Here is a 26,417-nt window from a genome sequence, read left to right on the forward strand (position 1 = left end):
GTTAGCCGCGGCGGGCGAGCCAGGCCTCGATCTCGGCGATCATTGCCTCGCGGGCGCCCTCGTGGGTCACCGCCTCGATCGCCTCGCCGAGGAAGGCCTGGACCAGCAGGCTCTCGGCCTGGGGCCGCGGCAGGCCGCGGGCCATCAGGTAGAACAGCAGGTCCTCGTCCGGCGCGCCGCAGGTGGCGCCGTGGCCGCAGGCCACGTCGTCGGCGAAGATCTCCAGCTCCGGCTTGTTCATCATCTGCCCCTCGTCGGTGAGGAGGAGGCAGTCGGACTTCATCTTGCCGTCGGTCTTCTGGGCGATCTGCCGGACGATGATCTTGCCCTGGAACACGCCGGTGGCGTCGCCGTCGATCACCGTCTTGAACTGCTCGCGGCTGATGCCGCCGAGAGCGGCGTGGTCGGCGAGCAGGGTCGAGTCGGCGAGCTGGCCGTCGCGGATCATCGCGGCGCCGTTGACGGTGGCGGTCGCGTCGTCGCCCGCGAAGTGCAGGTAGAGCTGGTGGCGCGACAGCACCGCACCGGTCACCACGTTGACGGTCTCGATGTGCGAGCCGGCGCCGAGGCGGGCCGAGACGGTCGAGAGCGCGATCGCCGCGTCCCCTTCCAGGTTGAGCCGGCTGTGCAGCACGCGGGCGCGGTCGCCGACCACGACGTCGAGGACGTCGTTGGGCTGGTAGGCGATCCCGTCCGGACCCTCGTGGCTTTCGATGAGCGTCACCTCGGAGTCCTTGCCGGCCACCACCAGCACGCGGGTCGCGGTCGAGAACGCGGCCTTGCCGGTGCCGATGAAGCGCAGGTGCAGGGTCCGCTCGATCTTCGCGCCGTCCGCGACCCGGATCACCGCCCCGTCCGCCATGAAGGCGGCGTTGAGCTGGTAGATCGGGTTCTCGCGGGTCTGCTCGACCGGGGCGAGATGGTCGAGGAGCGGGTGCCCCTCGGCCATGGCACGCGCGAAGGTCACGACCTCCAGGCCCTCGGGCAGGCCCGAGAGGTCGGAGAGCGCCGCGATCAGGTGGCCGTTGACGAAGGTCAGGCGCGCGGCCTCGATCCCGGCAAAGCCCCGGGCGGTCTTGACCGCATTGCGGGCGGTCTCGGCGTCCGGCGCCTCGGCCGGCGGCGCGGCCTCGCGCACGGCGGCGCGCAGGTCGGTGTACTTGAACGCCTCGACGCGGCGGTGGGGCAGGCCCGCCGCCTCGAAGTAGCGGAACGCCTCCTCGCGGGCGATGGCGGCGCCGGGGAGCTTGAGCCGCTGGACCTCGAACAGCTTCGAGAGCCCGGTCTCGGCGGCGGTGCGGAGAGTGGTGACGTCGGCCATGGTCACGCGGCCTCGTTCGACCGGTACTCGGCGTAGCCCGAGGCCTCGAGCTCGAGGGCGAGTTCCTTGCCGCCGGACTTAACCACTCGGCCCTGCGCCATCACGTGCACGGTGTCGGGCACGATGTGGTTGAGCAGGCGCTGGTAGTGGGTGATGACGAGGAAGCTGCGGTTCTGGGCGCGCAGCGCGTTCACGCCCTCGGAGACGATGCGGAGCGCGTCGATGTCGAGGCCGGAATCGGTCTCGTCGAGGACGCAGAAGCGCGGCGACAAGAGCGCCATCTGGAGGATCTCCATGCGCTTCTTCTCGCCGCCGGAGAATCCGACGTTGAGGGCGCGCTTGAGCATCTCGCGGTTGATCTCGAGCTTGTCGGCCGCCGCGAAGACCTGGCGCATGAAGTCGGGGGTGGTCAGCTCCTCCTCGCCGCGGGTCTTGCGCTGGGCGTTCATCGCCGCCTTGAGGAAGGTCATCGTGCCGACGCCCGGGATCTCCAGCGGGTACTGGAACGCCAGGAAGATGCCGGCGGCGGCGCGGGCATCGGCCTCCATCTCCAGGATGTTCTCGCCGTCGAGCAGGATCTCGCCGTCGAGGACCTCGTAGTCCTCCTTGCCGGCGATGACGTAGGACAGGGTCGACTTGCCGGAGCCGTTCGGCCCCATGATGGCGGCGACCTCGCCGTCGTTGACGGTCAGGCTGAGGCCGTTGAGGATGCGCTTGTCCTCGATGTTGACGACCAGGTTCTTGATTTCGAGCATGGTAAAGCAGTCCTGACGGGAGCGGCCGACCGGGCGGCACAGCATCCGTTGCAATGAATCCAGGGCGTGGCAGGCTTCCGGCGATCAGCCGGAAGCCTGGAGGCGATCAGCCCACCGAGCCTTCCAGGCTGATCGAGATCAGTTTCTGGGCCTCGACGGCGAACTCCATCGGCAGCTGCTGCAGCACGTCGCGGACGAAGCCGTTGACGATGAGCGCGGTCGCCTCCTCCTCGGAGAGGCCGCGCTGCTGGCAGTAGAACTTCTGGTCCTCGGAGATCTTCGAGGTGGTGGCCTCGTGCTCGAACACCGCCGAGGCGTTCTTCGACTCGATGTAGGGCACGGTATGCGCGCCGCACTGGTCGCCGATCAGCAGCGAGTCGCAGTTGGTGAAGTTGCGCGCGCCCTTGGCCTTCTTGTGGGCCGAGACGAGGCCGCGATAGGTGTTCTGCGACCGGCCAGCCGAGATGCCCTTCGAGATGATCCGGCTCGTCGTGTTCTTGCCGAGATGGATCATCTTGGTGCCGGAATCGACCTGCTGCATGCCGTTCGACACCGCGATCGAGTAGAACTCGCCGCGCGAGTTGTCGCCGCGCAGGATGCAGGACGGGTACTTCCAGGTGATCGCCGAGCCGGTCTCGACCTGCGTCCACGAGATCTTCGAGTTCACGCCGCGGCAATCGCCGCGCTTGGTCACGAAGTTGTAGATGCCGCCGCGGCCCTCCGAATCGCCCGGGTACCAGTTCTGCACCGTCGAGTACTTGATCTCGGCGTCGTCGAGCGCCACGAGCTCGACCACCGCGGCGTGGAGCTGGTTGTCGTCGCGCCGTGGGGCGGTGCAGCCCTCGAGGTACGAGACGTAGGAGCCCTTGTCGGCGATGATCAGCGTGCGCTCGAACTGGCCGGTGTCGCGCTCGTTGATGCGGAAGTAGGTCGACAGCTCCATCGGGCAGCGCACGCCCGGCGGGATGTAGACGAACGAGCCGTCCGAGAACACCGCCGAGTTCAGCGTCGCGAAGTAGTTGTCGGTCACCGGCACGACCGAGCCGAGATACTTGCGCACCAGCTCGGGGTGCTCGCGCAGAGCCTCCGAGATCGGCATGAAGATGACGCCGGCCTTGGCGAGCTCCGCCTTGAAGGTGGTGGCGACCGAGACCGAGTCGAACACCGCATCGACCGCGACGCGGCGCTCGGGGGCGATGCCCTCCAGCACCTCGACCTCGCGCAGCGGGATGCCGAGCTTCTCGTAGGTCTTCAGGATCTCAGGGTCGATCTCGTCGAGCGACTGCGCCGCCTTGCGCTTCGGCGCGGCATAATAGTACAGCTCGTCGTAGTTGATCTTGTCGTACTCGACCCGCGCCCAGTTCGGCTCCTGCATGGTGAGCCAGCGGCGATAGGCGTCGAGGCGCCATTCGAGCATCCACTCCGGCTCGTCCTTCTTGGCCGAGATGAAGCGGATCACGTCCTCGGAGAGGCCCTTCTCGGACTTCTCCATCTCGATCGTGGTCTCGAACCCGTACTTGTACTGATCGACGTCGATGGCACGGACGCGATCGACCGTCTCCTGCACTGCAGGCATACCCGTCTCCTACCGCTGACGGCTTCAAGGGCCGCGAGGTGATGACACGGCCGGAAGGGGCTGCACGCTCATGCGGCCCGTTCCCGGCGCTTATATAGGGACGAAACCAGCCGATCGAAGGCCGCGAGGAACCTTTCCCCGTCCTCCTGCCGGCTGTTCCACCCCAAACTCACGCGCAGCGCCCCCGCGGAGAGGGCCGGATCGACCCCCATCGCCGCGAGCACGCCCGAGCGCGACACCTTGCCCGAGGCGCAGGCCGCCCCGGACGAGACCGCCACGCCGTCGAGGTCGAGGGCGATCAGGGCCGTCTCGGCCTTGAGCCCCGGAACCGCGAAGCACGATGTATTGGGCAGGCGCGAGGCCGCCGCCCCGAACACCACCGCGTCCGGGGCACGCGCCCGCACGCCCGCCTCGATGGCGTCCCGCAGATCCGCGAGGCGGACCGCCTCGGCCGGCATCGCCGCGAGCGCCAGTTCGGCCGCGACGCCGAAGCCGACGATGCCCGGCACGTTCTCGGTCCCCGCCCGCAGGCGCGCCTCCTGCCCGCCGCCGCGCAGGAAGGCGGCGTCCAGGGTCGCGCCCCCCCCGAACACGATGGCGCCGACGCCCTTCGGCGCGCCGAGCTTGTGGCCCGACAGGGTCACGGCGTCGGCGTTGATTATATTGCGCGCGATCGATACCCGTCCAGCGGCCTGGACCGCATCGCTGTGGAGCAGGGCGCCGTGCTGGCATGCGAGCGCCGCAATCCTCGCGAGCGGTTGGACGACGCCGGTCTCGTTGTTGGCGGCCTGGACCGACACGAGGGCCGTGGCGCCCTCCGTCGCCAGGGCCGCGAGCCGGGCCTCCAAGACGTCGAGGCGGAGCACCCCGTCGGCATCGACCGGCAGGATCTCGGTGACGTCCGGGTCAAAACGATGCCCCTGAAGGCAGCACGGATGCTCGGTCGCCCCGATGAGCAGCCGGGTCGGCGTCGGCAGGCCGCGCCGCCGCAACGCGCCCGACAGGACCGCGTTCGCCGCCTCGGTGCCGCCGCTGGTGAACACCACCTGCGACGGCCCCACCCCGACGAGAGCGGCAACCTTCGCCCGCGCCGCCTCGACGGCGGAGCGGGCGCTCCTCCCCTCGCGGTGGATCGAGGACGGGTTGCCGGGCAACTCGACGAGCGCGCGCGCGACCGCCTCCGCCACCTCGGGCCGCAGGGGCGAGGTCGCGTTGTGGTCGAGATAGGCGCGCGCGCGCTCCATGCGCTGAATTCCTTTGCCTTTCCCCCCGGGGACCGTGCTAAGGCCCGCCCCGGACACACGTAATCAGATGGTGCGTTCTCAACCGTGCGAGGCGCGGGACTGCGGCACCCGGTTGTTTAGAACGATTCTAATCATTTAGAACCGTTCTAAGGGTGCTTTTATGGGAGACGGACCCCGAGTCAAGCCGCGGGTCCGGGCTCCCGGTCCGGTTCCCCGCGGCGCTCACGCACCCTTGAAGCTCGAGAAGAGGTCGTTCATGCCCGAGGTCATCTTCGCCGGTCCCGCCGGTCGGCTGGAGGGGCGCTACCAGGCGCCGAAGCAGAAGGGCGCCCCGATCGCCATCGTGCTGCATCCGCATCCGCAATTCGGCGGCACGATGAACAACCAGATCGTCTACAACCTGTTCTACACGTTCGCCAATCGCGGCTTCGCGGCCCTGCGCTTCAATTTCCGCGGCGTCGGCCGCAGCCAGGGCGCGTTCGACCACGGCGTCGGCGAGTTGTCGGATGCGGCCGCCGCCCTCGACTGGGTGCAGGCGGTCAACCCCGAGGCGCGCGCCTGCTGGATCGCCGGCGTGTCGTTCGGCTCGTGGATCGGCATGCAGCTGCTGATGCGCCGTCCGGAAATCGAGGGCTTCATCTCCATCGCCGCGATGGCCAACCGCTACGATTTCAGCTTCCTCGCCCCCTGCCCGTCCTCGGGCCTGTTCGTGCACGGCTCCGAGGACCGGGTCGCGCCGGCCCGCGAGGTGATGCCGGTGATCGAGAAGGTGAAGACCCAGAAAGGCGTCATCATCGAGCACCAGATCGTCGACGGCGCCAACCACTTCTTCGACGGCAAGGTCGACGAGCTGACCCAGACGGTCGACACCTACCTCGACAAGCGGCTGGGCAAGCGCGACGAGGCGGCGTAAGGGCCGTTCGGTGATCTCGGTGCTGGTTACACTCTGACCGTCATCCCGGGGCTCGCCGCAGGCGAGAACCCGGGATCCATAACCGCTGACGACGCCGGACAAGGCGGTCAGCGTTCCGCCCCATCCTGCACCATCAGCGGTTATGGATCCCGGGTTCCGCTGCGCGGCCCCGGGATGACGTGGAGGATTTCAGATTCGTGCGGGAAGCCGGGACCATTCGGCCTCAATCCGGCACCGTAACCCCGCGCAAATCCGCCTTCGGCTCCGGGAATTGCGGGTTCATCGCCTCCAGCGTGTTGGCGATCAGCCTCGCCACCGCGAGGTTGCGGAACCACTTGCGGTTCGCCGGCACCACGTGCCAGGGCGCCAGCCGCGTGCCGCAGAGCGTCAGCGCGTCCTGGAACGCCGCCTGGTACGAATCCCAGGCCTTGCGCTCGACGAGGTCGGCGGGGTCGAACTTCCAGGTCTTGGTCGGGTCGGCGAGCCGGCTCTCCAGCCGCTCCTTCTGCTCCGCCTTCGAGATGTGCAGGAAGATCTTGAGCACCGTGGTGCCCGACAGGGTGAGCAGGCGCTCGAAATCGTTGATGAGGTCGTAGCGCGGCCGCCAGACCGCCTCGGGCACCAGCTCCTTCACCCGGACGATCAGCACGTCCTCGTAGTGGCTGCGGTTGAACACCCCGATCATGCCGCGGGCCGGCGCCTCGCGGTGATAGCGCCACAGGAAGTCGTGATCGAGTTCCTCCGGGCTCGGGGTCTTGAACGACGACACGCGGCAGCCCTGCGGGTTCACGCCCTGGAAGACGTGCCGGATCGTGCCGTCCTTGCCGCCGGTGTCGATCGCCTGGAGCACCACCAGGAGGCTGCGCTTGCGCTCGGCGTAGAGCCGCTCCTGCAAGGCCTGGATCCGGGCGTGCAGTTCGACAAGCTCCTCTTCCGCCGCCGCCTTGCCGTCGGAGGATCCCGGGGCGTCCGGGTCGATCTCGGCGAGGCGGCACGGCACCTCGGACCGGCACTGCACCACGCCGGGGGGCGGCACCGGGATCGTCGCGCCGTGCTCGGCGAGGAAGGCCGGGTTCGCCGCCGCCAGCGATCCGGCCTCGCTGGCCCAGACGGCGGAGGACGGGCGCGGATGGCCGGGGAGCGAAACCGGCTTGTCTTTCGGGGTCTTCTTCGACATCGGGAGGCGGGGCTCCGGCGGGGATAGCGGCGTGCGATGGATCGTGGAAGAAACAACGGCGGCCAAGCGGAGCCGTTCCGGAAAGCGGGGCCGTTCCGAGAGGGCGAGCGAGGGGGTCGTGCGGTGAGCCGCGCCCCGCTCTACTTCGTGCGCCACGGCGAGACCGACTGGAACGCCGAGGGCCGCCTCCAGGGCCAGCGCGACACGCCCCTCAATGCCAGGGGCCACGCCCAGGCGGCGGAGGCCGGGGAACGTCTTCGCCATCTCCTCGGCGAGGAGGTCGGCACCCTGCCCTTCATCGCCAGCCCGATGGAGCGCACCCGCCACACGATGGAGGGCCTGCGTGCCGCGCTCGGCCTCGATCCGGCCGGCTACACCATCGACCCGCGCCTGCGCGAGATCGGCTTCGGCGCCTGGGAGGGCCTGACCTGGAAGGAGGTCCGGCGCAGCGATCCCGCCCGGTCCCAGGCGCGGGACCGCGACCGCTGGGGCTTCTGCCCGCCGGGCGAGGGTGCGGAGAGCTACGCCATGGTGGCCGAGCGGGTGCGCCCGCTCCTCGACGCCCTCGACCGGCCGGCGGTCGTCGTGGCGCATGGCGGCGTCGCCCGTGCCGTCATGGTGACGCTGGGGGCCGCGAATCGCGAGGAGGCGCCCCATCTGGAGATCCTGCAAGGGCGGATCCTGGTCTTCGAGGGGGCGACGCGGCGCTGGGTCTGAGCGACGGGCAGGGCGAGCCAGGCCGGTGCCGGAGCCAAGCCGTAGGACGCCGCGTTTTATGCTCGACCGTGCCTTGAACCGGCCCCGGTTCTCGTCCACCTCCCGCCTGCCCGAAATCGGGCCGGCGCCCGATCGCGCTGCAATCGGGCGCTGCTTCAGGTTTTCGATTTTGCAACTTCTCCGACGGGCCGGAATCCCCGGCGTCGGGGGATGCTCCAGAGGTCAACGGCCCGCCCGGGCCAGCGGAGTCGCTTGATGAACCAGACCGCCGGGACCGTCCTCACGCCCAGCCCCGGGACGCGCCCGCCGGCCGTCCCGCCCGCTGGCGCGGCGGTGCTTCGCGGCCCCGTGCGGCCGGACCTGATCCGCGACGAGGTGCTGGCGGAGGTGTTCCGCGCGACCGTCCAGGCGCGGCCCGAGCACACGGCGCTCGTCGACGCGGCGAGCGGCGCCGACGCGGCCTCGCGCGCCCGCCTGTCCTACGCCGAGGTCGACCGGCGCTCCGACGCGATCGCGTCGGGCCTCGCGGCGCGGGGTATCGGGCCCGGCGACGTCGTCGGCCTGTGGATGGCGCGCTCGCCCGACCTGCTGGTGGCGCAGATCGGCATCACCAAGTCCGGCGCCGCCTGGCTGCCCTTCGACGCCGAGGCGCCGTCCGACCGCGTCGCGATCTGCCTCAAGGACGCCGACGCCAAGGCGCTGGTGACCTCGGCCGCGCTCAAGGACAAGGCGCCGACCGACACCTGCCCCGCCCTCACCCCGGACGAGGTGGCGGGCCAAGCGAGCGGCCCGGCACCGGACCTGAGGGCAGTCGGCCTCACGCCCGAGCACCCCGCCTACCTGATCTACACCTCGGGCTCGACCGGCGTGCCGAAGGGCATCGTCATCAGCCACCGCAACATCTGCCACTTCCTGCGCTCGGCCAACGCGCTCTACGGCGTGACCGGCGACGACGTGGTGTTCCAGGGCGCGTCCGTCGCCTTCGATCTCTCGATGGAGGAGATCTGGGTCCCCTACCTCGCCGGCGCGACCCTGTTCGTGGCGAGCCCGGCCCAGATGGGCGACGCCGAGGCCCTGCCCGACATCCTGATCGAGGCCGGCATCACCGTCCTCGACACGGTGCCGACGCTGCTCGGCCTGATGACGAAGGACGTGCCGCGCCTGCGGCTGATCCTCCTCGGCGGCGAGGCCCTGCCCGAGCCGCTGATCGCCCGCTGGGCGACCCCGAACCGCAAGCTGTTCAACACCTACGGGCCGACCGAGGCGACCGTGGTGGCGACCGCGGCCGAGATGAAGCCGGGTGATCCGGTCACCATCGGCGGGCCGATCGCCAACTACACCGCCTACATCGCCGACGAGGGCCTGAACCTCGTCGGGCCCGGCGTGCAGGGCGAGCTCCTGATCGGCGGCCCCGGCGTCGCCAAGGGCTACCTCGCCCGGCCGGAACTGACGGCGGAGAAGTTCATCGCCAACCCCTACGGCGGCGACGGGTCGGACCCGGTGCTCTATCGCTCCGGCGACGCGGTCTCGCTCGACCACGCCGGCCGCATCGTCTTCCACGGCCGCATCGACGACCAGGTCAAGGTCCGCGGCTTCCGGGTCGAACTCGGGGAGATCGAGGCGCGGATCCGGGCGCAGGCCGGCATCGCCTCCGCCGCGGTGGTCCTGCGCCAGGACGACGGCGTCGACCGGTTGGTGGCCTTCATGGTACCCGAGCGGGGGGCGGAGTTCGACCGCGGCCGCCTGCGCTCGGCGCTCGCCGAGACGATGCCGCCCTACATGATCCCGGCGCATTTCGAGGTGGTCGACAGCCTGCCGGTGCTCGCCGCCTCCGGCAAGGTCGACCGCAAGGCCCTGCGCGCCGCGCCCCTCGCGGTGGTCGAGGCTTCCGGCGAGCAGGAGGAGCCGCGCGACGAAACCGAGGAAGCGCTGCTCGCCGCCGCCCACAAGGTGTTCGGCAACCAGCCGATCCCGTTCGAGGCCGACTTCTTCGGCGATCTCGGCGGCCACTCGCTGCTCGCCGCCCGCTTCGTCTCGGCGGTGCGCGAGGTGCCGGCGCTCGCCGCGATCACCCTCCAGGACGTCTATAACGGCCGCACCCTGCGGGCGATGGCCGAGACGCTGATCGCGCGCACCGGCGGGGCCGGGGTGGCGGCCGCGACCCACGACCTGTCCTTCGAGCCGCCGCCGCTCCTGCGGCGCTTCCTGTGCGGCCTGGCGCAAGCCGCGGTCCTGCCCTTCGTGATCGCCCTCGCGACCGCGCAGTGGCTCGGCATCTTCGTCACCTACCTGCTCATCACCGGCGGCGATCTCGGCTTCTTCTCCGAGATGGCGGTGCTGCTGCTGGTCTATATCGGGCTCAACGCCGCGACCGCGCTCATCGCCATCGCGGTGAAGTGGCTGGTGCTCGGGCGCACCAAGCCCGGCCGCTATCCGCTCTGGGGCACCTACTATTTCCGCTGGTGGCTGACCCAGCGCCTGACCCCGCTGGTCCACGTCAAATGGCTCCAGGGCTCGCCGATGATCCGCATCTACCTGCGGCTGCTCGGCGCCAAGGTCGGCGAGGACGCGCTGATCTCCGACATCGAGATCGGCGCGCCCGATCTCGTCAGCATCGGGCGCGGAGCCTCGCTCGGCGGCCGGCTGACGCTCGCCAATGCCGAGGTGGTCGGCAACGAACTCGTCATCGGCCGGGTCTCGATCGGCGACGACGTGGCCATCGGCACCTCCTGCGTCGTCGGCTACGACACCCGGATCGAGGACCACGCCGAGCTCGCCGACCTCACCACCGTGCCCTCCGGTACGCATGTCGGCCGGGCCGAGGCCTGGGACGGCTCGCCGGGCCGCAAGGTCGGGATGGTCGACGTCTCCGACCTGCACCCGGTGCCGGAGGCCTCGCGCGAGCGCCGCGCCGTGTTCTTCATGATCTACGCCGTGCTGCTGGCGGCGATCCCCGCGGTCGGCCTGCTGCCGATCTTCCCGGCCTTCTACATCTTCGACCAGATCAGCGACTCGCTGGCGACGATGACCGACGTGGACTACCACTGGTACCTGCCGCTCCTGACCTGGCCGACCGCGATGCTGATGACCGCCGGCACGGTTGGGCTGATCGCCGGCATCCGCTGGGCGGTGCTGCCGCGCCTGCGCGAGGGCAGCTACTCGATCCACTCCGGCACCTACCTGCGCAAATGGGCGGTGGCGCTCGCCGCCGAGGTGACGCTCGAGACCCTGTCGTCGCTCTTCGCCACGGTCTACATGCGGGCCTGGTACCGGCTGATGGGCGCCGGGATGGGCCAGGGCGCCGAGATCTCGACCAATCTCGCTGGCCGCTACGACCTCGCGGAGGTCGGCCCGCGCAACTTCATCGCCGACGAGGTGGTGTACGGCGAGGAGGAGGTGCGCCGCGGCGTGATGGAGCTGGCGCCCGTGCGCACCGGCGCCCGGGTCTTCGTCGGCAACGACGCGGTGGTGCCGCCCGGTGCCATCATCCCGGACGACGTGCTGATCGGCATCAAGTCGAAGCCCCCGGCCAACGACCGCATGGCTCCCGGCGAGACCTGGTTCGGCTCGCCGCCGATCAAGCTGCCTGTGCGCCAGAAGGTCGATCTCGGCCAGGCCCAGACCTTCGAGCCGGGCCTGTGGCCGCGGCTGCGGCGCGGCATCTTCGAGGCGTTCACCTCCTCGTTCTCGCCGATGCTGTTCATCACCTTCGCGATCCTGGCGATCGATTTCGTGTTCTACCCGGCGATCCTCGCCAGCGACTGGAGCGGGCTGGCGCTGAGCTTCGTCGCCACCAGCGTGGTGATTGCCGTGCTCCAGACGCTGGTGGTCATCGCGGTCAAGTGGCTGCTGATGGGTCGCTACCAGCCCGGCATGCATCCGATGTGGTCGTGGTGGGCGATGCGCACCGAGGCCGTCGCCGTGATGTACTGGGGGCTGGCCGGCAAGGTGCTGCTCGAGCACCTGATGGGCACGCCGTTCCTGCCCTGGGTGCTGCGCCTCTTCGGCACCCGCACCGGCGAGGGCGTGTGCATGCTGGCCACCGACATCACCGAGTTCGACTGCGTCACCATCGGCGACTTCGCCTCGGTCAACCGGATGTCGGCGCTCCAGACCCACCTCTACGAGGACCGGGTGATGAAGGTCGGACGGGTCGAGGTCGGCCGCGGCGTCAGCGTCGGCGCCTTCGCGACGGTGCTCTACGACACCAAGGTCGGCGACTATGCCCAGCTGCGCCCGCTCACCATCGTGATGAAGGGTGAGTCCATTCCGGCCAATTCCCGCTGGGAGGGTGCGCCGGCGGTGCCGGTGGTGCACCAGGCGATGGCCGCGGAGTAGCCGCGGGCTTTGGGGGAGCCTGGTCGGAGGGCGTCGTGACTCTCCGACCCGCTCCCGGTCCGTCCCGTGGCCCCATCGACGGCGAGAGCCGGGATCCCTGACCGCCGGGGCTTCTCGAAGCGGGATGATCTTCCGCCTCGGTCCGGCCCGTCAGCGCTCGGGGATACGGGATTTCGCTACGGGGCCCCGGAACGCCATGAAGGGTTTCGCCACGGCGAGAGCGTCGGGCGGATCCCCGGCCCGCCCGCGGATCAGCCCGCCACCTCCCGCTGCCTGACCCCGCGCCGCGTGACCTTGCGCAGGATGCGCGAGACCTGCTCGGCCGAGTACGGCTTGTGCAGCAACTCGAAGTCGTGGGCGCCCTCCTGCGCCAGGACGTGGCTGTAGCCGGAGGCGAGGACGACCGGCAGGCGCGGCAGGCGCCGGGCGAGCAGGCGGGCGAGCTCGATCCCGCCCATGCCCGGCATGACCACGTCGGAGAACACCACGTCGAAGCCGCCGCCGTCGGGCCCGAGCTTCTCGAGCGCATCCTCGGCGTTCACCGCCCAGGTCGTGGCGTAGCCGAGATCCTCCAGGATCTGGGTCGCGAAGCGCCCTACGTCGAGGTTGTCCTCGACCACCAGCACGCGCTGGCCGACTCCGCCTGGATCGACCGGAGCGGTCTCGCCCGCCTCCTCGGCTGCGGCGAACTCGGCCTCGACCTCGGGCAGGTAAAGCGTGAAGGTGGTGCCCCGGCCCGGCTCGCTCACGACCGAGACGTCGCCGCCCGACTGTTTGGCGAAGCCGAAGACCTGGCTCAGGCCGAGACCGGTGCCGCGCCCGACCTCCTTGGTGGTGAAGAACGGTTCGAACACCCGCGAGAGCAGCTCGGGCGCGATGCCGGAGCCGGTATCGTACAGCGAGACCGCCGCGAAGGGCCCCCGCGCCCCGGCATGCCCCCGGATCGGCGGCAGGTCGACGCCGCAGGCGAGCGTCAGGGTCAGGGTGCCGGCGCCCTCCATGGCGTCGCGGGCGTTGACCGCCATGTTGACGAGCGCGGTCTCGAACTGGCTCGCGTCGACCCGCACGAAGCAGGGATGGTCCGGCAGCTGCGTCGCCACCGTGATCCGCGCGCCCGTCACGGTGTCGACGAGGTCGGCGACGAGGCGCAGGCGGGCGCCGACGTCGAGGGTCTCGGGCTTGAGGGCCTGGCGGCGGGCGAAGGCGAGGAGCTGCGAGGTGAGCTTGGCGGCCCGGTCCACCGTCTCGGAGACCGCCGTGAGGTAGCGGCTGCGCCGCGCCTCGGGCAGGTCCGGCCGGCGCAGGAAATCGACCGAGGAGCGGATGATGGTCAAGAGGTTGTTGAAGTCGTGCGCGACGCCGCCGGTGAGCTGACCGACCGCCTCGAGCTTCTGCGACTGGCGCAACGCCTCCTCGGCCTGGGCGAGGGCGGCGGCCTGGGCCTTCTCGGCGGTGACGTCGCGGCCGCTGGCGAAGACGAGGCCGCCCTCGACCGAGGTGTGCCAGGACAGCCAGCGCGGCGTGCCGTCGCGGTGCCGGTAGCGGTTCTCGAAATTGGTGAGGTGGCGAGCCGCGACCGCCGATTCGAGCGCGGCGGTGGTAGCCGCGGCGTCCTCCGGCCAGAGGTAGTCGAGGAAGCTGCGCCCCACCACCTCCGCGGGCTTGTGGCCGAGGATCGCCTCCCAGACCGGGTTGACCGAGCGGAAGATGCCGTCGGCCCCGATCACCACCAGGAGGTCGCGGGAGTTGCGCCAGATCCGGTCGTGCTCGGCGGTGCGCTCCGCGACCCGCTGCTCCAGGGTCTCGTTGAACCGCACCAGCTCGGCCATCATCCGCTTCTGGTCGTCGATGTCGGTGCTGGTCCCGACCCAGCGGGTGACCGCGCCCTCGCCCGACAGGACCGGCTGCGCCCGGGCCAGGAACCAGCGATAGGTTCCGTCGGCACGCCGCAGGCGGTACTCGCACTGGTAGTCGCCGCCGCCCTCGACCGCGGCTTGCCAGTCCCGGACCGCTGGCGCCAGGTCGTCGGGATGGATGATCGCCTGCCAGCCCGCAGCGTCGAGGCTGCCCGGCGAGGCGCCCGTATAGGCGTAGACGCGCTCGTTGAACCAGGTGGCGCGCCCCTGCGCGTCGGTGGACCAGACGAAGTTTGGCAGTACCTGCGACAGGACGCGGAACTGCTGCTCGCTGTCGCGGAGCGCCGCCTCGGCCTGCTTGCGGGCGGTGACGTCGATGGCGGTGCCGACCACGCGGATGCAGGCCCCGTCCTCGAACAGGCCGCGCCCCTTCGCGGCGACCCAGCGCACCAGCCCGTCCTCCTTGCCGACCGTGCGGTACTCGACGTCGTAGACGGCGCGGCGGAGGGGATCCGCGGCGGCGGCGTAGGCCGCGAGGGTCGCCTCGCGGTCGTCCGGGTGGACGCCGTCGTAGTAGTCCGCCATCGTGACCGGCACCTCGGGCGAGATGCCGAACATCGCCTTGACCCGGGCCGGCCAGTACAGGGTGTCGGCGACGACGTCGACGTCCCACAGGCCGATCTCGGCCGCCTCGGTGGCGAGGCGCAGCCGGGCCTCGCTCTCGCGCAGGCGGTCCTCGGCCCGCCGGCGCGCGGTGTCGTCGAGGTGAAGCCCGTCCCACATCACCTGGTCGTCGACGAGGCGCGGCGCCGAGATGATGCGGGTATGGACGAGGCTGCCGTCGGCGCGCCGCATCGGCGCCTCGACATCGAAATGCGTCAGCGTCCGGATCGCCTCCGCCTCCGCCTCGGCGATCCGCGCCCGGTGCTCGGGCAGGATCAGGTCGTAGGCGGCAGCGGGATCGGCGAGCACGGCGTCGGCCGGCACCCCGGTCATGCGCTCGAAGCCCTGCGAGACCGTGACGAAGCGCCGGCCGGCTCCGTCCCGGGGCGTCGCCATCTGGAACACGTAGCCGCCCGGCAGGTGGTCGGTCAGCGCCCGCAGGCGCGCCTCCGCCTCGCGCAAGCCCGTCTCGGCGACCACGCGCCCGGTCGTCTCGGTGCAGGCGCAGAACATGCCGACCACCCGCGCCTCCTCGTCCCGCAGGGGCGAGTAGGAGAAGGTGAACCAGGTCTGCTCGTCGTAGCCGTGCCGGTTCATCACCAGCGGCAGGTCCTCCGAGAAGGTCGGCTCGCCGGCGAGCGCCCGGTCGATGAGCGGCGCGATGTCGGACCAGATCTCGGACCAGATGTCGTGGAAGCGCCGGCCCAGCGCCTCCGGGTGCTTGTCGCCGAGGATCTCCGAATAGGCATCGTTGTAGAGGAAGCCGAGCTCGGGCCCGAACGCCACGAACATCGGAAAGCGCGAGCCGAGCATCAGGCTCAGGGTGGCGGCGAGGCAGGGCGGCCAGGTCTCGGGCCGCCCCAGCGGCGAGTGCGACCAGTCGTGGGCGCGCATCATCGCGCTCATCCGCCCGCCGCCTGAGAGGAAGGGCGGGTGTCCGGAGGCGGCGCGCTCGGGCGGCGGAACGGGGTTCGGTCTCGGAGTCATCAGGCCGGCCAGAAGGGAATTCGTCCGGGTGCGGCCCGTGCAGGTAAGGCTCGCGCGACCACCGTCGAGAGCCTATCGCCGATGATGCAGCCGGCGGAAGAGCAAGCATTGCCGAGCGCACAAGTCACATGTGAACTCATTACATGTGACCTCGGATCGCCGCCGGTCGCCCGCGCCCCCTTCGCCAGCGCGGCCCGCGGACCCATATGGGCTCTCGCGAGACTCGAGGATTGAAACGGAGACCGCCCGCATGCCGACCTACCAGAAGGACGAAGCCGCCATCGCCCGGCTCACGCCCGAGCAGTACCGCGTCACCCAGCAGAACGGCACCGAGCGGCCCGGCACCGGCGAATACCTCGACAACAAGGAGGCGGGGATCTACGTCGACCTCGTCTCCGGCGAGCCGCTCTTCGCCTCCTCCGACAAGTACGAGTCGGGCTGCGGGTGGCCGAGCTTCACCAAGCCGATCGAGCCGGCCCACGTCGCGGAGCTGCGCGACACCTCGCACGGCATGGTCCGCACCGAGGTCCGCTCGAAGCACGGCGACAGCCATCTCGGCCACGTCTTCCCGGACGGACCGCGCGACCGGGGCGGCCTGCGCTACTGCATCAACTCCGCCTCGCTACGCTTCGTCCCCCGCGACCGGATGGCGGCCGAGGGCTACGGCGACTATCTCGACCAGGTCGAGGGCTAGAGCGCTTCACGATCGCTTTGCGATCGTGAAGCGCTCTAGGTCTTCGATTTCGCCACATTTTCCGCGACGAACCGGTATCCGCTTCGTCGGAAAATGCTCTAAGGCGGGGCAGTCCGGGAACAGCGGAGACCGCAGGACGGTCCCGTCCCCGACGGATCCCGGGGCAAGGCCCGGGATCCGCGAAGCGATGGACGAAGCCGGACTTTGCCCGCGTCAGGCGGCGATCAGCCCGCCCATCCGGGCGACGCGGCCGAGATGGTGGTCGGCGTCGCCGAACAGCTGGTCGATCATCGTGACGCGCTTGAAGTAGTGGCCGACGCTGTACTCCATCGTCACGCCGACGCCGCCATGGAGCTGCACCGCACCCTGGCCGACGATGCGGCCGGAACGGCCGATCTGCACCTTGGCGCCGGCGATCGCCCGGGCGCGCTCCCCGGCATCCTCTTCGCCCGCCATCATGGTGGCGAGGAAGGACATCGAGCGGGCCTGCTCCAGGGCGATGAACATGTCGGCGGCGCGGTGCTGGAGCACCTGGAACGAGCCGATCGTCACGCCGAACTGCTTGCGGGTCTTCAGGTACTCGACCGTCAGCCTGTGCATCCGGTCCATGGCGCCGACTGCCTCGGCGCACAAAGCCGCGATCGCCTCGTCGGTCACCCGCTCGATCACCGGCAGCGCGCCGGCGGGATCGCCGATCACCGCCTCAGGTCCGACCCGGACCGAGGACAGCGAGACCTCGGCCGCCCGCATCCCGTCCTGGGTCGGGTAGCCGCGGCGCGACACGCCCTCGGCATTGGCCTCGACCAGGAACAGACCGATCCCGTCGCGGTCGCGCCGCGAGCCGGAGGTGCGGGCCGAGACGATCAGCCGGTCGGCGCTGTCGCCGTGCAGGACGAGCGACTTCTCGCCCTCCAGCACCCAGCCGTCACCGTCGCGGCGCGCGGTGACGCCGACGTCGTTGAGGTCGTAGCGGGCCTGACGCTCGGTGTGGGCGAGCGCGTAGCGGGTCTCGCCGGCGATGAGGCCGGGCAGCCATTCGGCGCGCTGCTCCGGGCTGGCAGCGTGGCGCAGCACGCCGCCGGCGAGCACGACGGTCGCAAGGTAGGGCTCCAGCGCCAGCGCGCCGCCGAACGCCTCCATGACGATCATCGTCTCGACCGGCCCGCCGCCGATGCCGCCATCCTCCTCGGAGAACGGCACCGCGAGCAGGCCTTGCTCGGCGTAAGAGTCCCACATCGCGCGCGCGAAGCCCTCGGGCTCCTTCCCGTAGCGCTTGCGGGCCTCGAAGTCGTAGCGGTCGGCGAGCAGCCGCTCGACGCTGTCCTTGAGGAGGCGCTGCTCCTCGCTCAGATCGAAATCCATCGGGTCGTTTCCGTTCTCGCCGGTTTCGAAACGCGGCTTCGTTCGATTGATCCCAATCACGACCTCATCCTGAGGTGCGACCGGAGGGAGCCTCGAAGGAGGGCTCCAGAAGTCTTAGTGGTCCCTTGGAGCCCTCCTTCGAGGTCAGTCCATCTGCGATGGAGTGACACCTCAGGATGAGGTCGAGGGCTGGAGCTCAAAGCCCCAGGGGAGCTCAAAGCCCCAGGATCGCCTTCGCGATGATGTTCTTCTGGATCTCGTTCGAGCCGCCGTAGATCGAGATCTTGCGCCAGTTGAAGTAGGTCGGCGCGGCGGGACCGGCCCAGTCGGGACCGACCGGCGGCTCGTTGCTCAAGGACTCGTCGCCCTCGTCCTCCGGGACGTAAGGAAGCGCGTAGGGACCGACGACCTCGAGCAGCAGCTCGGTCGTCGCCTGCTGGATCTCCGAGCCCTTGATCTTGAGGATCGAGGAGGCCGGATCCGGCTTTCCCTTCTCCCGCGTGCGCTCGGCGGCCACCACGCGCAGCTGCGTCATCTCGAGCGCCTTCAGCTCGATCTCCAGCGCCGCCAGCTTCTCGCGGAAGCGCGGGTTCTCCAGGATCGGCGTGTCACCGACCCGCTCCAACGCCGCCAGTTCCTTCAGGCGCCGGATGCGCTGCTTGGACACGCCGACGCGGGCGATGTTGGTGCGCTCGTTGCCGAGCAGGAACTTGGCGTAGTCCCAGCCCTTGTTCTCCTGGCCGACCAGGTTCTCGACCGGCACCTTGACGTCGTCGAAGAAGACCTCGTTGACCTCGTGCCCGCCGTCGATGGTCTGGATCGGCCTGACCGTGATGCCCGGCGTCTTCATGTCGATGAGGAGGAAGCTGATGCCCTCCTGCTTCTTCACGGTGGCATCGGTGCGCACGAGGCAGAAGATCCAGTCGGCGTACTGGCCGAGCGTCGTCCAGGTCTTCTGGCCGTTGACGATGTAGTGGTCGCCCTCGCGCACCGCCTTGGTCTTGAGCGAGGCGAGGTCGGAGCCCGAGCCGGGCTCGGAGAAGCCCTGGCACCACCAGTCGTCGAGGTTGGCGATGCGCGGCAGGAAGTGCTTCTTCTGCGCGTCGTTGCCGAACTGCGCGATCACCGGCCCGACCATGTAGACGCCGAATTGCAGCGGCGACGGGGCCGGGAAGCTCTGGAGCTCGTCGAGGAAGATGTACTGGCGCACCGGATCCCAGCCGGTGCCGCCCCACTCGACGGGCCAGTTCGGCACCGCCCAGCCCTTCTTGTTGAGGATCTTCTGCCAGGTGACAATGTCGTCCTTCGACGGGTGGCGCCCGTCGATCATCTTCTGGCGGATTTCCTGGGGCAGGTTGCCCTGGAAGAAGCTGCGGACTTCCTGGCGGAAGGCGCGCTCCTCGGGGGTGAAGCGAAGGTCCATGGGGTGCCTCCTGAGTGGTTTATTGTTTCGAATAAGCTGGACGCCCGACCCCTCCCCCCACGGAACTCGGGCTTGCCCGAGTTTCGCATCCACAAGCCCAAGTCGGGCAAGCCCGACTTGGGATGGGGGAGGGTGCCTCGCGAATTCGAGGCGGGAGAGGGGACGCCGTTTCCGGAGAGGTCGCGACCTCGAAGAAGGGCGAACCCTGGATCAGCGTCGCGGTCCCCTCTCCCGGCCCCTGCTGACGCAGGGACCACCCTCCCCCGCAGAGGGGGAGGGTTGAGATGCGTGCTACAGGTCCTTGAAGCCCTTGCCCTCGGCCGCCAGCTTTTCCAGCAGCGCCGACGGCTTGAACTCCGCACCGTACTCGGCCTCGTAGGCCCGCAGGCGCTCCAGCACCTTCGGCAGCCCGATCGTGTCGGCCCAGAACATCGGCCCGCCGCGATAGACCGGCCAGCCGTAGCCGTTGATCCACACGATATCGATGTCCGACGCCCGGATCGCCTTGCCCTCCTCGAGGATCTTCGCGCCCTCGTTGACCATCGGGTAGAGGGTGCGCTCCAGGATCTCCTGGTCGGTCGCGTCCCGGCGGCTGACGCCCTGGCGATCCGCGACGCGCGCGATGATCTCCTCGGTGACCTTCGACGGGGTCGCCTTGCGCTTGGCGTCGTAGTCGTAGAAGCCGGCGCTCGTTTTCTGGCCGCGGCGATCCTGCTCGCACAGGAGGTCGCGCACGCTCTCGGACTTGTTGGTCTCCCGGCTCCAGCCGATGTCGAGGCCGGCGAGGTCGCTCATCGTGAACGGGCCCATCGGCAGGCCGAATTCGTAGATCACCCGGTCGACGTCCCAGGGGGTGACGCCCTCCAGGATCAGGCGGTTGGCCTCGCGCTGGCGCTGGGCCAGCATCCGGTTGCCGACGAAGCCGTGGCAGACGCCGACGAGCACCGGGATCTTGCCGACCTTGCGGCCGATCTGCATCGCGGTGGCGATGACGTCCTTCGCGGTCTTCTCGCCGCGCACGACCTCCAGGAGCCGCATGACGTTGGCCGGCGAGAAGAAGTGCATGCCGATCACGTCGGCCGGCCGGTTCGTCATCGCCGCGATGGCGTCGATGTCGAGGTAGGAGGTGTTGGAGGCGAGGATCGCGCCGGGCTTGGCGATCGTGTCGAGCTTGGAAAAAATCTCCTTCTTGATGCCCATGTCCTCGAACACGGCCTCGATGATGAGGTCGCACTCGGCGAGCTTTTCGAGCTCGAGGGTATCGGTGAGGAGGCCCATCCGGGTCTCGACGTCCTCAGGCTTGAGGCGCCCCTTCTTGGCGGTGTTCTCGTAGTTCGTGCGGATGGTCTTGAGGCCGCGGTCCAGCGCCTCGCGCTTCATCTCGACGATCGTCACCGGGATGCCGGCGTTCAGGAAGTTCATCGAGATGCCGCCGCCCATCGTGCCGGCGCCGATGACGCCGACGCGGGCGATGGGGCGGGCGGGCGTGTCGTCCGGCACGTCCGGGATCTTGGCCGCCTGGCGCTCGGCGAAGAACACGTAGCGCTGCGCCGCCGACTGGGTGCCGGAGACGAGCTTCTGGAATTCGGCACGCTCGAAGGCCAGCCCCTCGTCGAAGGGCAAGCGGCAAGCGGCCTCGACGCAGGCGATGCAGGCCTCCGGCGCCTCGAAGCCGCGGGTTTTGCGGGCGTTCTCCTCGCGGAACGCCGAGAACAGGCTCGGGTTCTCGCGGCCTTCCGCGATCTTGTCGTCGCGGTCGCGGATCTTGGTGAGCGGCCGGCCCTCCGCGACGACGCGCTCGGCGAAGGCGACGGCGTGGGCGCGCAAGCCATCCTCCGGCGCCAGCTCGTCGATCAGCCCCATCCCGGCCGCCGCCTTGGCGCCGATCGGCGAGCCGCCGACGATGACGTCGAGCGCCTTCCTCGGCCCCACCACCCGCGGCAGGCGCTGGGTGCCGCCCGCACCCGGCAGGATGCCGAGCTTGACCTCCGGCAGGCCGACCTTGGCCGAGGGTACCGCCACCCGGTAGTGGCAGGCGAGCGCGGTCTCGAGCCCGCCGCCGAGCGCGTTGCCGTGGATCGCCGCGACGACGGGTTTCGAGGCCGCCTCGATCCGGTTGAGGAGGTCGGGCAGGCTGATGCCGGTCTGGGGCTTGCCGAACTCGGTGATGTCGGCCCCGGCCGAGAACATCCGGCCGCCGCCGATCAGCACGATCGCCTTGACGGCGGGATCGGCCTCAGCGGCCTCGACCGCCGCCAGGATGCCCTGGCGGAGCGCGGTGCCGAGCGCGTTGACCGGGCCCGATTGCAGCGTCAACACCGCGACCGCGCCCTCGCGGGCGGTCGCGACCGGGTTTTGAGCGGGCGTATCTTTGGCGTTGGACTCGTTGGCACCGGATTCTTGGGCGTTGGATTCTTGCGCCATGGTTGGCTTCGTCCCTCTGCCGGCGTCCTCCCGGCGCCTCTTGCCGGGCGCCGTTGCGTGAGCCGGAATATGTGGCGGGTTGAGGTGATTTTAGAGTGATCCACGATCGCGGCGCGACCGTGGATCACTCTTAAGTCTTTGCGCTTGCCGCATTTTCCCCGACGAACCGGTATCCGCTTCGTCGGAAAATGCCCTAGTAGATCTCGAACAGGCCCGCGGCGCCCATGCCGCCGCCGACGCACATCGTCACGACACCATACTTGGCGCCGCGCCGGCGGCCTTCCAGCAGGATGTGGCCGGTCATCCGCGCGCCCGACATGCCGTAGGGATGGCCGATCGAGATCGCGCCGCCGTTGACGTTCAGGCGCTCGTCCGGGATGCCGAGCTTGTCGCGGCAGTAGAGAACCTGGCTGGCGAAGGCCTCGTTCAGCTCCCACAGGTCGATGTCCTCGACCTTGAGACCGTGCTGCTTCAGGAGCTTCGGCACCGCGAAGACCGGGCCGATGCCCATCTCGTCCGGGTTGCAGCCGGCCACCGCCATGCCGCGATAGGCGCCGAGCGGCCTCATACCCCGGCGCGCGGCCTCGCCGGCCTCCATCAGCACCACCGCCGCCGCGCCGTCCGAGAGCTGGCTGGCATTGCCGGCGGTGATGAACTGCCCTTCCTTGATCCGCTGCCCGTCCTTGAACACCGGCTTCAGGCCCTGGAGATCCTCCAGCCTGGTCTGCGGCCGGTTGCCCTCGTCCTGCGAGAGGGTGATCTCCTTGTGCGAGACCGCGCCCGTCGCCTTGTCGACGACGCCCATGCGGGCGGTCATCGGCACGATCTCGTCGGCGAACCTGTTCTCGGCCTGGGCCTGCGCGGTCTTCTGCTGCGAGCGTAGGGCGTAGGCGTCCTGCGCCTCGCGGCTGATCCCATAGCGCTCGGCGACGTTCTCGGCGGTCTCGATCATCGTCATGTAGATCGCCGGCACGTGCTCGACGAGCCACGGGTCCTGGCCGCGGTAGCGGTTGGCCTTGTCGTTCTGGACGAGCGAGATCGATTCGAGGCCGCCGCCCACCGCGACGTCGAGCCCGTCGGTGATGATCTCCTTGGCCGCCGTCGCGATCGCCATCAGGCCCGAGGCGCATTGCCGGTCGAGGCTCATGCCCGCCACGGTCTCGGGCAGCCCGGCCCGCAGTGCCGCCTGCCGCGCGACGTTGCCGCCGGTCGAGCCCTGCTGGAGTGCCGCGCCCATCACCACGTCGCCGATCTCGGCCGGGTCGATGCCGGCGCGCTGCACGGCGTGCGCGATGGCGTGGGCGCCGAGGGCTTGACCTTGCGTATCGTTGAACGCGCCCCGGTAGGCCTTGCCGATGGGGGTGCGCGCGGTGGCGACGATGACGGCTTCGCGCATCCTGAATCTCCTCCCGTGATCCCGTCCGCCGCGCGTCGAGGCGGGGCAGGCGTCTGACCTATTATCGGGGATTGGGTATGGAGCCGCAAGGGCCCCGAAAACCGGAGTTCGAACAGGGGGTATCCCCTCGTTCCACCTTCCCCAAGGCCGCGTTTTCGAAAACACGGCTTGCTTAATCGCCATACGGGGCTAAGGTCGCCGCAAAAGCAAGGCCTGTTTTACCAAAGGCCCCTCGGGAGGACGCCCCATGCAGACGCCGCTCTTCGACCTCACCGGCCGCGTCGCCGTCGTCACCGGCTCGTCGCGCGGCATCGGGCGGGCCATCGCCGAGCGGCTGGCCGAGCACGGCGCCCGGGTCGTCGTCTCCTCGCGCAAGGCGGAGGCCTGCGCCCCGGTCGCCGAGGCGATCAACGCCCGCCACGGCGAGGAGCGGGCGATCGTGATCCCGGCCAGCATCTCGCAAAAATCCGATCTGGAGCGGCTGGCCAACGGCACGCTCGACCGCTTCGGGCGCATCGACACGGTCGTCTGCAACGCCGCCTCGAACCCGTATTACGGGCCGATGAGCGGGATCTCCGACGACCAGTTCCGCAAGATCCTCGACAACAACGTGATCGCCAGCCACTGGCTGATCGGCTTCTGCTCAGCCGGCATGATCGAGCGGAAGGACGGCTCGATCATCCTGGTCTCGTCGGTGGGCGGGCTGAAGGGCTCGGGCGTGATCGGCGCCTACAACGTCTCGAAGGCGGCCGACTTCCAGCTCGCCCGCAACCTCGCGGTCGAGCTCGGGCCGCACAACGTGCGGGTCAACTGCATCGCGCCGGGGCTGATCCAGACCGACTTCGCCCGCGCCCTGTGGGAGGACCCCAAATCCCGCGCCGCCTACACCGCGCGCACGCCGCTCGCCCGCATCGGCCAGCCCGACGAGATCGCCGGTGCGGCGGTCTTCCTCGCGAGCCCGGCCGGCGCCTTCATGACCGGCCAGAGCATCGTGATCGACGGCGGCCAGACCATCACCTGACCCGTCTCCCCTGCCCGTCCTCGAGAGCGCCACACCCATCACGAGCCCGCCGATGACCGAGCCGTCCGCCGCGACGATCCCGACAGCCTGGCCCGCCCTCTCGCTGGCCGAGGCGACCGCGCGCCTGACCGCGCCAGGCTCCCCCTTCGCCGTGACGGTCGTGCCGATCCGCGGCGTGCCGACCCGGATCTGGGCCAATGCGCCGCTCACGCTGCGCGACATCTTCGTGGCCGGGCGGGCGCACGGCGACAAGACGTTCCTCGTCTACGAGGACGAGCGGGCGAGCTTCGAAGCGTTCAGCCGCGCCACCCTGGCGCTCGCCGCCGACCTGATCCGCGGCGGCGTGAAGCCCGGTGACCGGGTGGCGATCGCGATGCGCAACCTGCCGGAATGGCCGGTGGCGTTCTTCGCCGCGATCCTGGCTGGCGCCATCGCGACGCCCCTCAACGCCTGGTGGACCGGCCCCGAGCTCGACCACGGCTTCACCGATTCCGGCTCGTCGGTGGCCATCGTCGACGAGGAACGCTGGGACCGGATCGGCGAGCGCCGCGCCGGCTACCCGGCGCTCAAGCGCGTGCTGCTCACCCGCGCGCGGCCAGCGGCCGGCACCGAGAGCCTGACCGACATCATCGGCGCGGTTCCCGACTGGAGCAGGCTGCCGGAGGGGACGCTGCCCGACCTCGCGATCGGGCCGGAGGACGTCGCCACCTTGTTCTACACCTCCGGCACCACCGGCCGTTCGAAGGGGGCGATCGGCACCCAGCGCGCCGGCGCCAGCAACGTGATGGCGCACCCGTTCTCGGCCGCCCGCGCCTTCCTGCGCCGGGGCGAGCCGGTGCCGGTGCCGGACCCGTCCGCGCCCCAGAAGGTCGGCCTGCTCTCGATCCCGCTGTTCCACGTCACCGGCTGCTTCGCGACCCTGGTGCCGAACCTCTTCCGCGGCGGGCGCCTGGTGATGATGCGGCGCTGGGACCTCGCCCGCGCGATGGTGCTGATCGAGCGCGAGCGCTGCACCAGCGCCGGCGGCGTGCCGACGATCGCGTTCCAGCTCCTCGACGGGATGGCGGCCGGCACGCACGACCTGTCCTCGCTCGAGACCATCAGCTACGGCGGCGCCCCGGCCCCGGCCGACCTCGTGCGCCGCCTGCGCGCCGCCTTCCCGAAGGCGCAACCCGCCACCGGCTGGGGCATGACCGAGACCACCGCGACCTTCACCCACCACCAGGGCGAGGACTACGTCCACCGTCCCGACAGCTGCGGCCCGCCCCTTCCGGTCTGCGAGACGAAGGTGATGGACCCGGAGGAGAAGCCCCTGCCGCCCGGCGAGGTCGGGGAATTGTGGGTCAAGGGCCCGGTCGTCGTCGCGGGCTACTGGAACCGGCCCGACGCCGATGCCGAGGTGCTTCGCGACGGCTGGCTGCGCACCGGCGACCTGGCGCGGATCGACGAGGAGGGCTTCATCACCATCGTCGACCGGGCCAAGGACATGCTGATCCGCGGCGGCGAGAACATCTATTGCGGCGAGGTCGAGGGCGTCCTCTACGAGCACCCGGCGGTAGTCGACGCCGCCGTCGTCGGCATCCCCCACACGACGCTCGGCGAGGAGCCCGGCGCCGTGGTGGCGATCGCCCGCGGCGCGGAGGCGAACGAGGACGAGCTGCGCGCCTTCGTGGCCGCACGGCTCGCCGCCTTCAAGGTGCCGGTGCGCATCCTGCTCCACGACGAGATCCTGCCGCGCAACCCGAACGGCAAGATCCTGAAGGGTGAACTGAAGAAGCTGTTCGTGTAATCATTCGGGCTGTCTGATAGCACGATACACGGTACCGGCATGAGAATACCAAAACGATAGATTCCAAGCTCCCCTTTCCCGGACGACTGGAACGAAGTGGAAGGAGATCCGGGATCCAGCGTAAAAAGCCGCGAAGCGTCCGTCTGTCTGCAACGTCGCAAAAATAGAGCCGCTTCGCGGCAGGTCCTTGTGCTGGATCCCGGATCTCCTTCCGCTGACGCTACAATCGTCCGGGAAAGGGGGAGATCAAGATCGGACTGTCCCGGCACGCGGGAGAATAGTACCTCCCACCCTCACTCGCCGTAGAACCCCGCCCCCTCGAACGTCACCCCGGCATAATCCCCCCGGCGCCAGCGCAGGCGCACCGTGACGGTGCGCAGGTCGTGGGCGGCGATGACGAGGGGGAAGGTGTCGGGCAGCGCGACGCGGGCGGGGACGCGCAGGCGCGCGCCCTCGTTCGAGACGTCGGCGATCGCGCAGGCCACCGAGTGGTCGGGGCCGAGCACGATCCGCCCCTGCTGGACCAGGCGACGGCGCCGGCCCGCGCGGGGAACCGGCGCGGAATCCCGGTCGCCATCGTCCGCGACGCCGTCGGTCTCCCGCAGATCGGTCATGGACTTCCCTTGAGCCGGGCCCCCGCGCCCGGTGCCGGAACGCTTACGGCTTTCTCGGCCCCGCGCAAACCCGGGACGCGCCGTCGCGCCGACGCCGTTAACCAACCGTCAAGCCTGTTCCTTCATCTCTCGTTAGCCATCAACCGT

Annotated in this window: 17 protein-coding genes; 6 read left to right on the forward strand and 11 right to left on the reverse strand. The window is 69.9% G+C overall.

Going from position 1 to position 26,417, the window contains the following annotated elements; genetic code table 11:
- Window position 1 precedes the first annotated feature (1 nt).
- The 4 genes from sufD to ACS5PV_RS19340 form a co-directional block, all read right to left on the reverse strand.
- A complete protein-coding gene (sufD, locus tag ACS5PV_RS19325; RefSeq protein WP_455397095.1) occupies window positions 2-1,321 on the reverse strand; it encodes a Fe-S cluster assembly protein SufD in 1,320 nt (439 codons plus the stop codon).
- A gap of 2 nt (window positions 1,322-1,323) precedes the next feature.
- Window positions 1,324-2,076, reverse strand: coding sequence for a Fe-S cluster assembly ATPase SufC (sufC, locus tag ACS5PV_RS19330; protein WP_048429142.1), 753 nt, complete (start codon window positions 2,074-2,076; stop codon window positions 1,324-1,326).
- Window positions 2,077-2,182: 106 nt separating this feature from the next.
- Window positions 2,183-3,652, reverse strand: coding sequence for a Fe-S cluster assembly protein SufB (gene sufB, locus ACS5PV_RS19335; protein ID WP_093571471.1), 1,470 nt, complete (start codon window positions 3,650-3,652; stop codon window positions 2,183-2,185).
- A gap of 68 nt (window positions 3,653-3,720) precedes the next feature.
- Entirely contained in the window at window positions 3,721-4,896 is a 1,176-nt protein-coding gene (locus ACS5PV_RS19340; protein ID WP_455396966.1) for a cysteine desulfurase family protein, read from the reverse strand.
- A gap of 256 nt (window positions 4,897-5,152) precedes the next feature.
- Here ACS5PV_RS19340 and ACS5PV_RS19345 point away from each other — a divergent pair, with 256 nt between their 5' ends.
- The gene (locus ACS5PV_RS19345) at window positions 5,153-5,809 is read left to right on the forward strand and encodes an alpha/beta hydrolase (RefSeq protein WP_109972196.1); all 657 of its coding nucleotides are present in this window, start codon (window positions 5,153-5,155) and stop codon (window positions 5,807-5,809) included.
- A gap of 223 nt (window positions 5,810-6,032) precedes the next feature.
- Here ACS5PV_RS19345 and ACS5PV_RS19350 read toward each other — a convergent pair whose 3' ends face one another.
- On the reverse strand, window positions 6,033-6,986 hold the full coding sequence (locus ACS5PV_RS19350) for a polyphosphate kinase 2 family protein (protein ID WP_455396967.1): 954 nt from the start codon (window positions 6,984-6,986) through the stop codon (window positions 6,033-6,035).
- A gap of 123 nt (window positions 6,987-7,109) precedes the next feature.
- Here ACS5PV_RS19350 and ACS5PV_RS19355 point away from each other — a divergent pair, with 123 nt between their 5' ends.
- Both ACS5PV_RS19355 and ACS5PV_RS19360 read left to right on the forward strand, forming a co-directional pair.
- Entirely contained in the window at window positions 7,110-7,703 is a 594-nt protein-coding gene (locus tag ACS5PV_RS19355; protein WP_455396968.1) for a histidine phosphatase family protein, read from the forward strand.
- Between the two features lie 255 nt (window positions 7,704-7,958).
- The gene (locus ACS5PV_RS19360; protein ID WP_455396969.1) at window positions 7,959-12,041 is read left to right on the forward strand and encodes a Pls/PosA family non-ribosomal peptide synthetase; all 4,083 of its coding nucleotides are present in this window, start codon (window positions 7,959-7,961) and stop codon (window positions 12,039-12,041) included.
- Between the two features lie 251 nt (window positions 12,042-12,292).
- Here the strand turns inward: ACS5PV_RS19360 and ACS5PV_RS19365 are convergent, their stop codons facing one another.
- The gene (locus ACS5PV_RS19365; RefSeq protein WP_455396970.1) at window positions 12,293-15,466 is read right to left on the reverse strand and encodes a PAS domain-containing protein; all 3,174 of its coding nucleotides are present in this window, start codon (window positions 15,464-15,466) and stop codon (window positions 12,293-12,295) included.
- Window positions 15,467-15,797: 331 nt separating this feature from the next.
- Here ACS5PV_RS19365 and msrB point away from each other — a divergent pair, with 331 nt between their 5' ends.
- Window positions 15,798-16,241: a peptide-methionine (R)-S-oxide reductase MsrB gene (msrB, locus tag ACS5PV_RS19370; protein WP_455396971.1), complete on the forward strand. Its 444-nt coding sequence runs from the start codon at window positions 15,798-15,800 to the stop codon at window positions 16,239-16,241.
- 213 nt (window positions 16,242-16,454) lie between these two features.
- On the opposite strand, the gene ACS5PV_RS19375 is transcribed toward msrB, so the two are convergent.
- The 4 genes from ACS5PV_RS19375 to ACS5PV_RS19390 all read right to left on the reverse strand — a co-directional run bounded on the left by ACS5PV_RS19375 (window position 16,455) and on the right by ACS5PV_RS19390 (window position 22,846).
- Window positions 16,455-17,603, reverse strand: a complete 1,149-nt coding sequence (locus tag ACS5PV_RS19375; RefSeq protein WP_455396972.1) for an acyl-CoA dehydrogenase family protein — start codon at window positions 17,601-17,603, stop codon at window positions 16,455-16,457.
- Window positions 17,604-17,817: 214 nt separating this feature from the next.
- Complete coding sequence (pimC, locus tag ACS5PV_RS19380; RefSeq protein WP_455396973.1) at window positions 17,818-19,026, reverse strand: pimeloyl-CoA dehydrogenase large subunit; 1,209 nt, start codon at window positions 19,024-19,026, stop codon at window positions 17,818-17,820.
- A 291-nt stretch (window positions 19,027-19,317) separates the two neighbouring features.
- On the reverse strand, window positions 19,318-21,450 hold the full coding sequence (locus tag ACS5PV_RS19385) for a 3-hydroxyacyl-CoA dehydrogenase NAD-binding domain-containing protein (protein WP_455396974.1): 2,133 nt from the start codon (window positions 21,448-21,450) through the stop codon (window positions 19,318-19,320).
- Window positions 21,451-21,643: 193 nt separating this feature from the next.
- Window positions 21,644-22,846 (reverse strand): acetyl-CoA C-acyltransferase, encoded by a 1,203-nt coding sequence (locus ACS5PV_RS19390; RefSeq protein WP_455396975.1) that lies wholly within the window; start codon window positions 22,844-22,846, stop codon window positions 21,644-21,646.
- A 247-nt stretch (window positions 22,847-23,093) separates the two neighbouring features.
- Here ACS5PV_RS19390 and ACS5PV_RS19395 point away from each other — a divergent pair, with 247 nt between their 5' ends.
- Both ACS5PV_RS19395 and ACS5PV_RS19400 read left to right on the forward strand, forming a co-directional pair.
- Window positions 23,094-23,867 (forward strand): SDR family oxidoreductase, encoded by a 774-nt coding sequence (locus tag ACS5PV_RS19395; protein WP_455396976.1) that lies wholly within the window; start codon window positions 23,094-23,096, stop codon window positions 23,865-23,867.
- Window positions 23,868-23,919: 52 nt separating this feature from the next.
- Window positions 23,920-25,656, forward strand: a complete 1,737-nt coding sequence (locus ACS5PV_RS19400) for a class I adenylate-forming enzyme family protein (RefSeq protein ID WP_455396977.1) — start codon at window positions 23,920-23,922, stop codon at window positions 25,654-25,656.
- 293 nt (window positions 25,657-25,949) lie between these two features.
- Here ACS5PV_RS19400 and ACS5PV_RS19405 read toward each other — a convergent pair whose 3' ends face one another.
- Entirely contained in the window at window positions 25,950-26,270 is a 321-nt protein-coding gene (locus ACS5PV_RS19405) for a PilZ domain-containing protein (protein ID WP_455396978.1), read from the reverse strand.
- Between the last annotated feature and the right edge of the window lie 147 nt (window positions 26,271-26,417).

The organism is Methylobacterium sp. Gmos1, assembly GCF_053764715.1.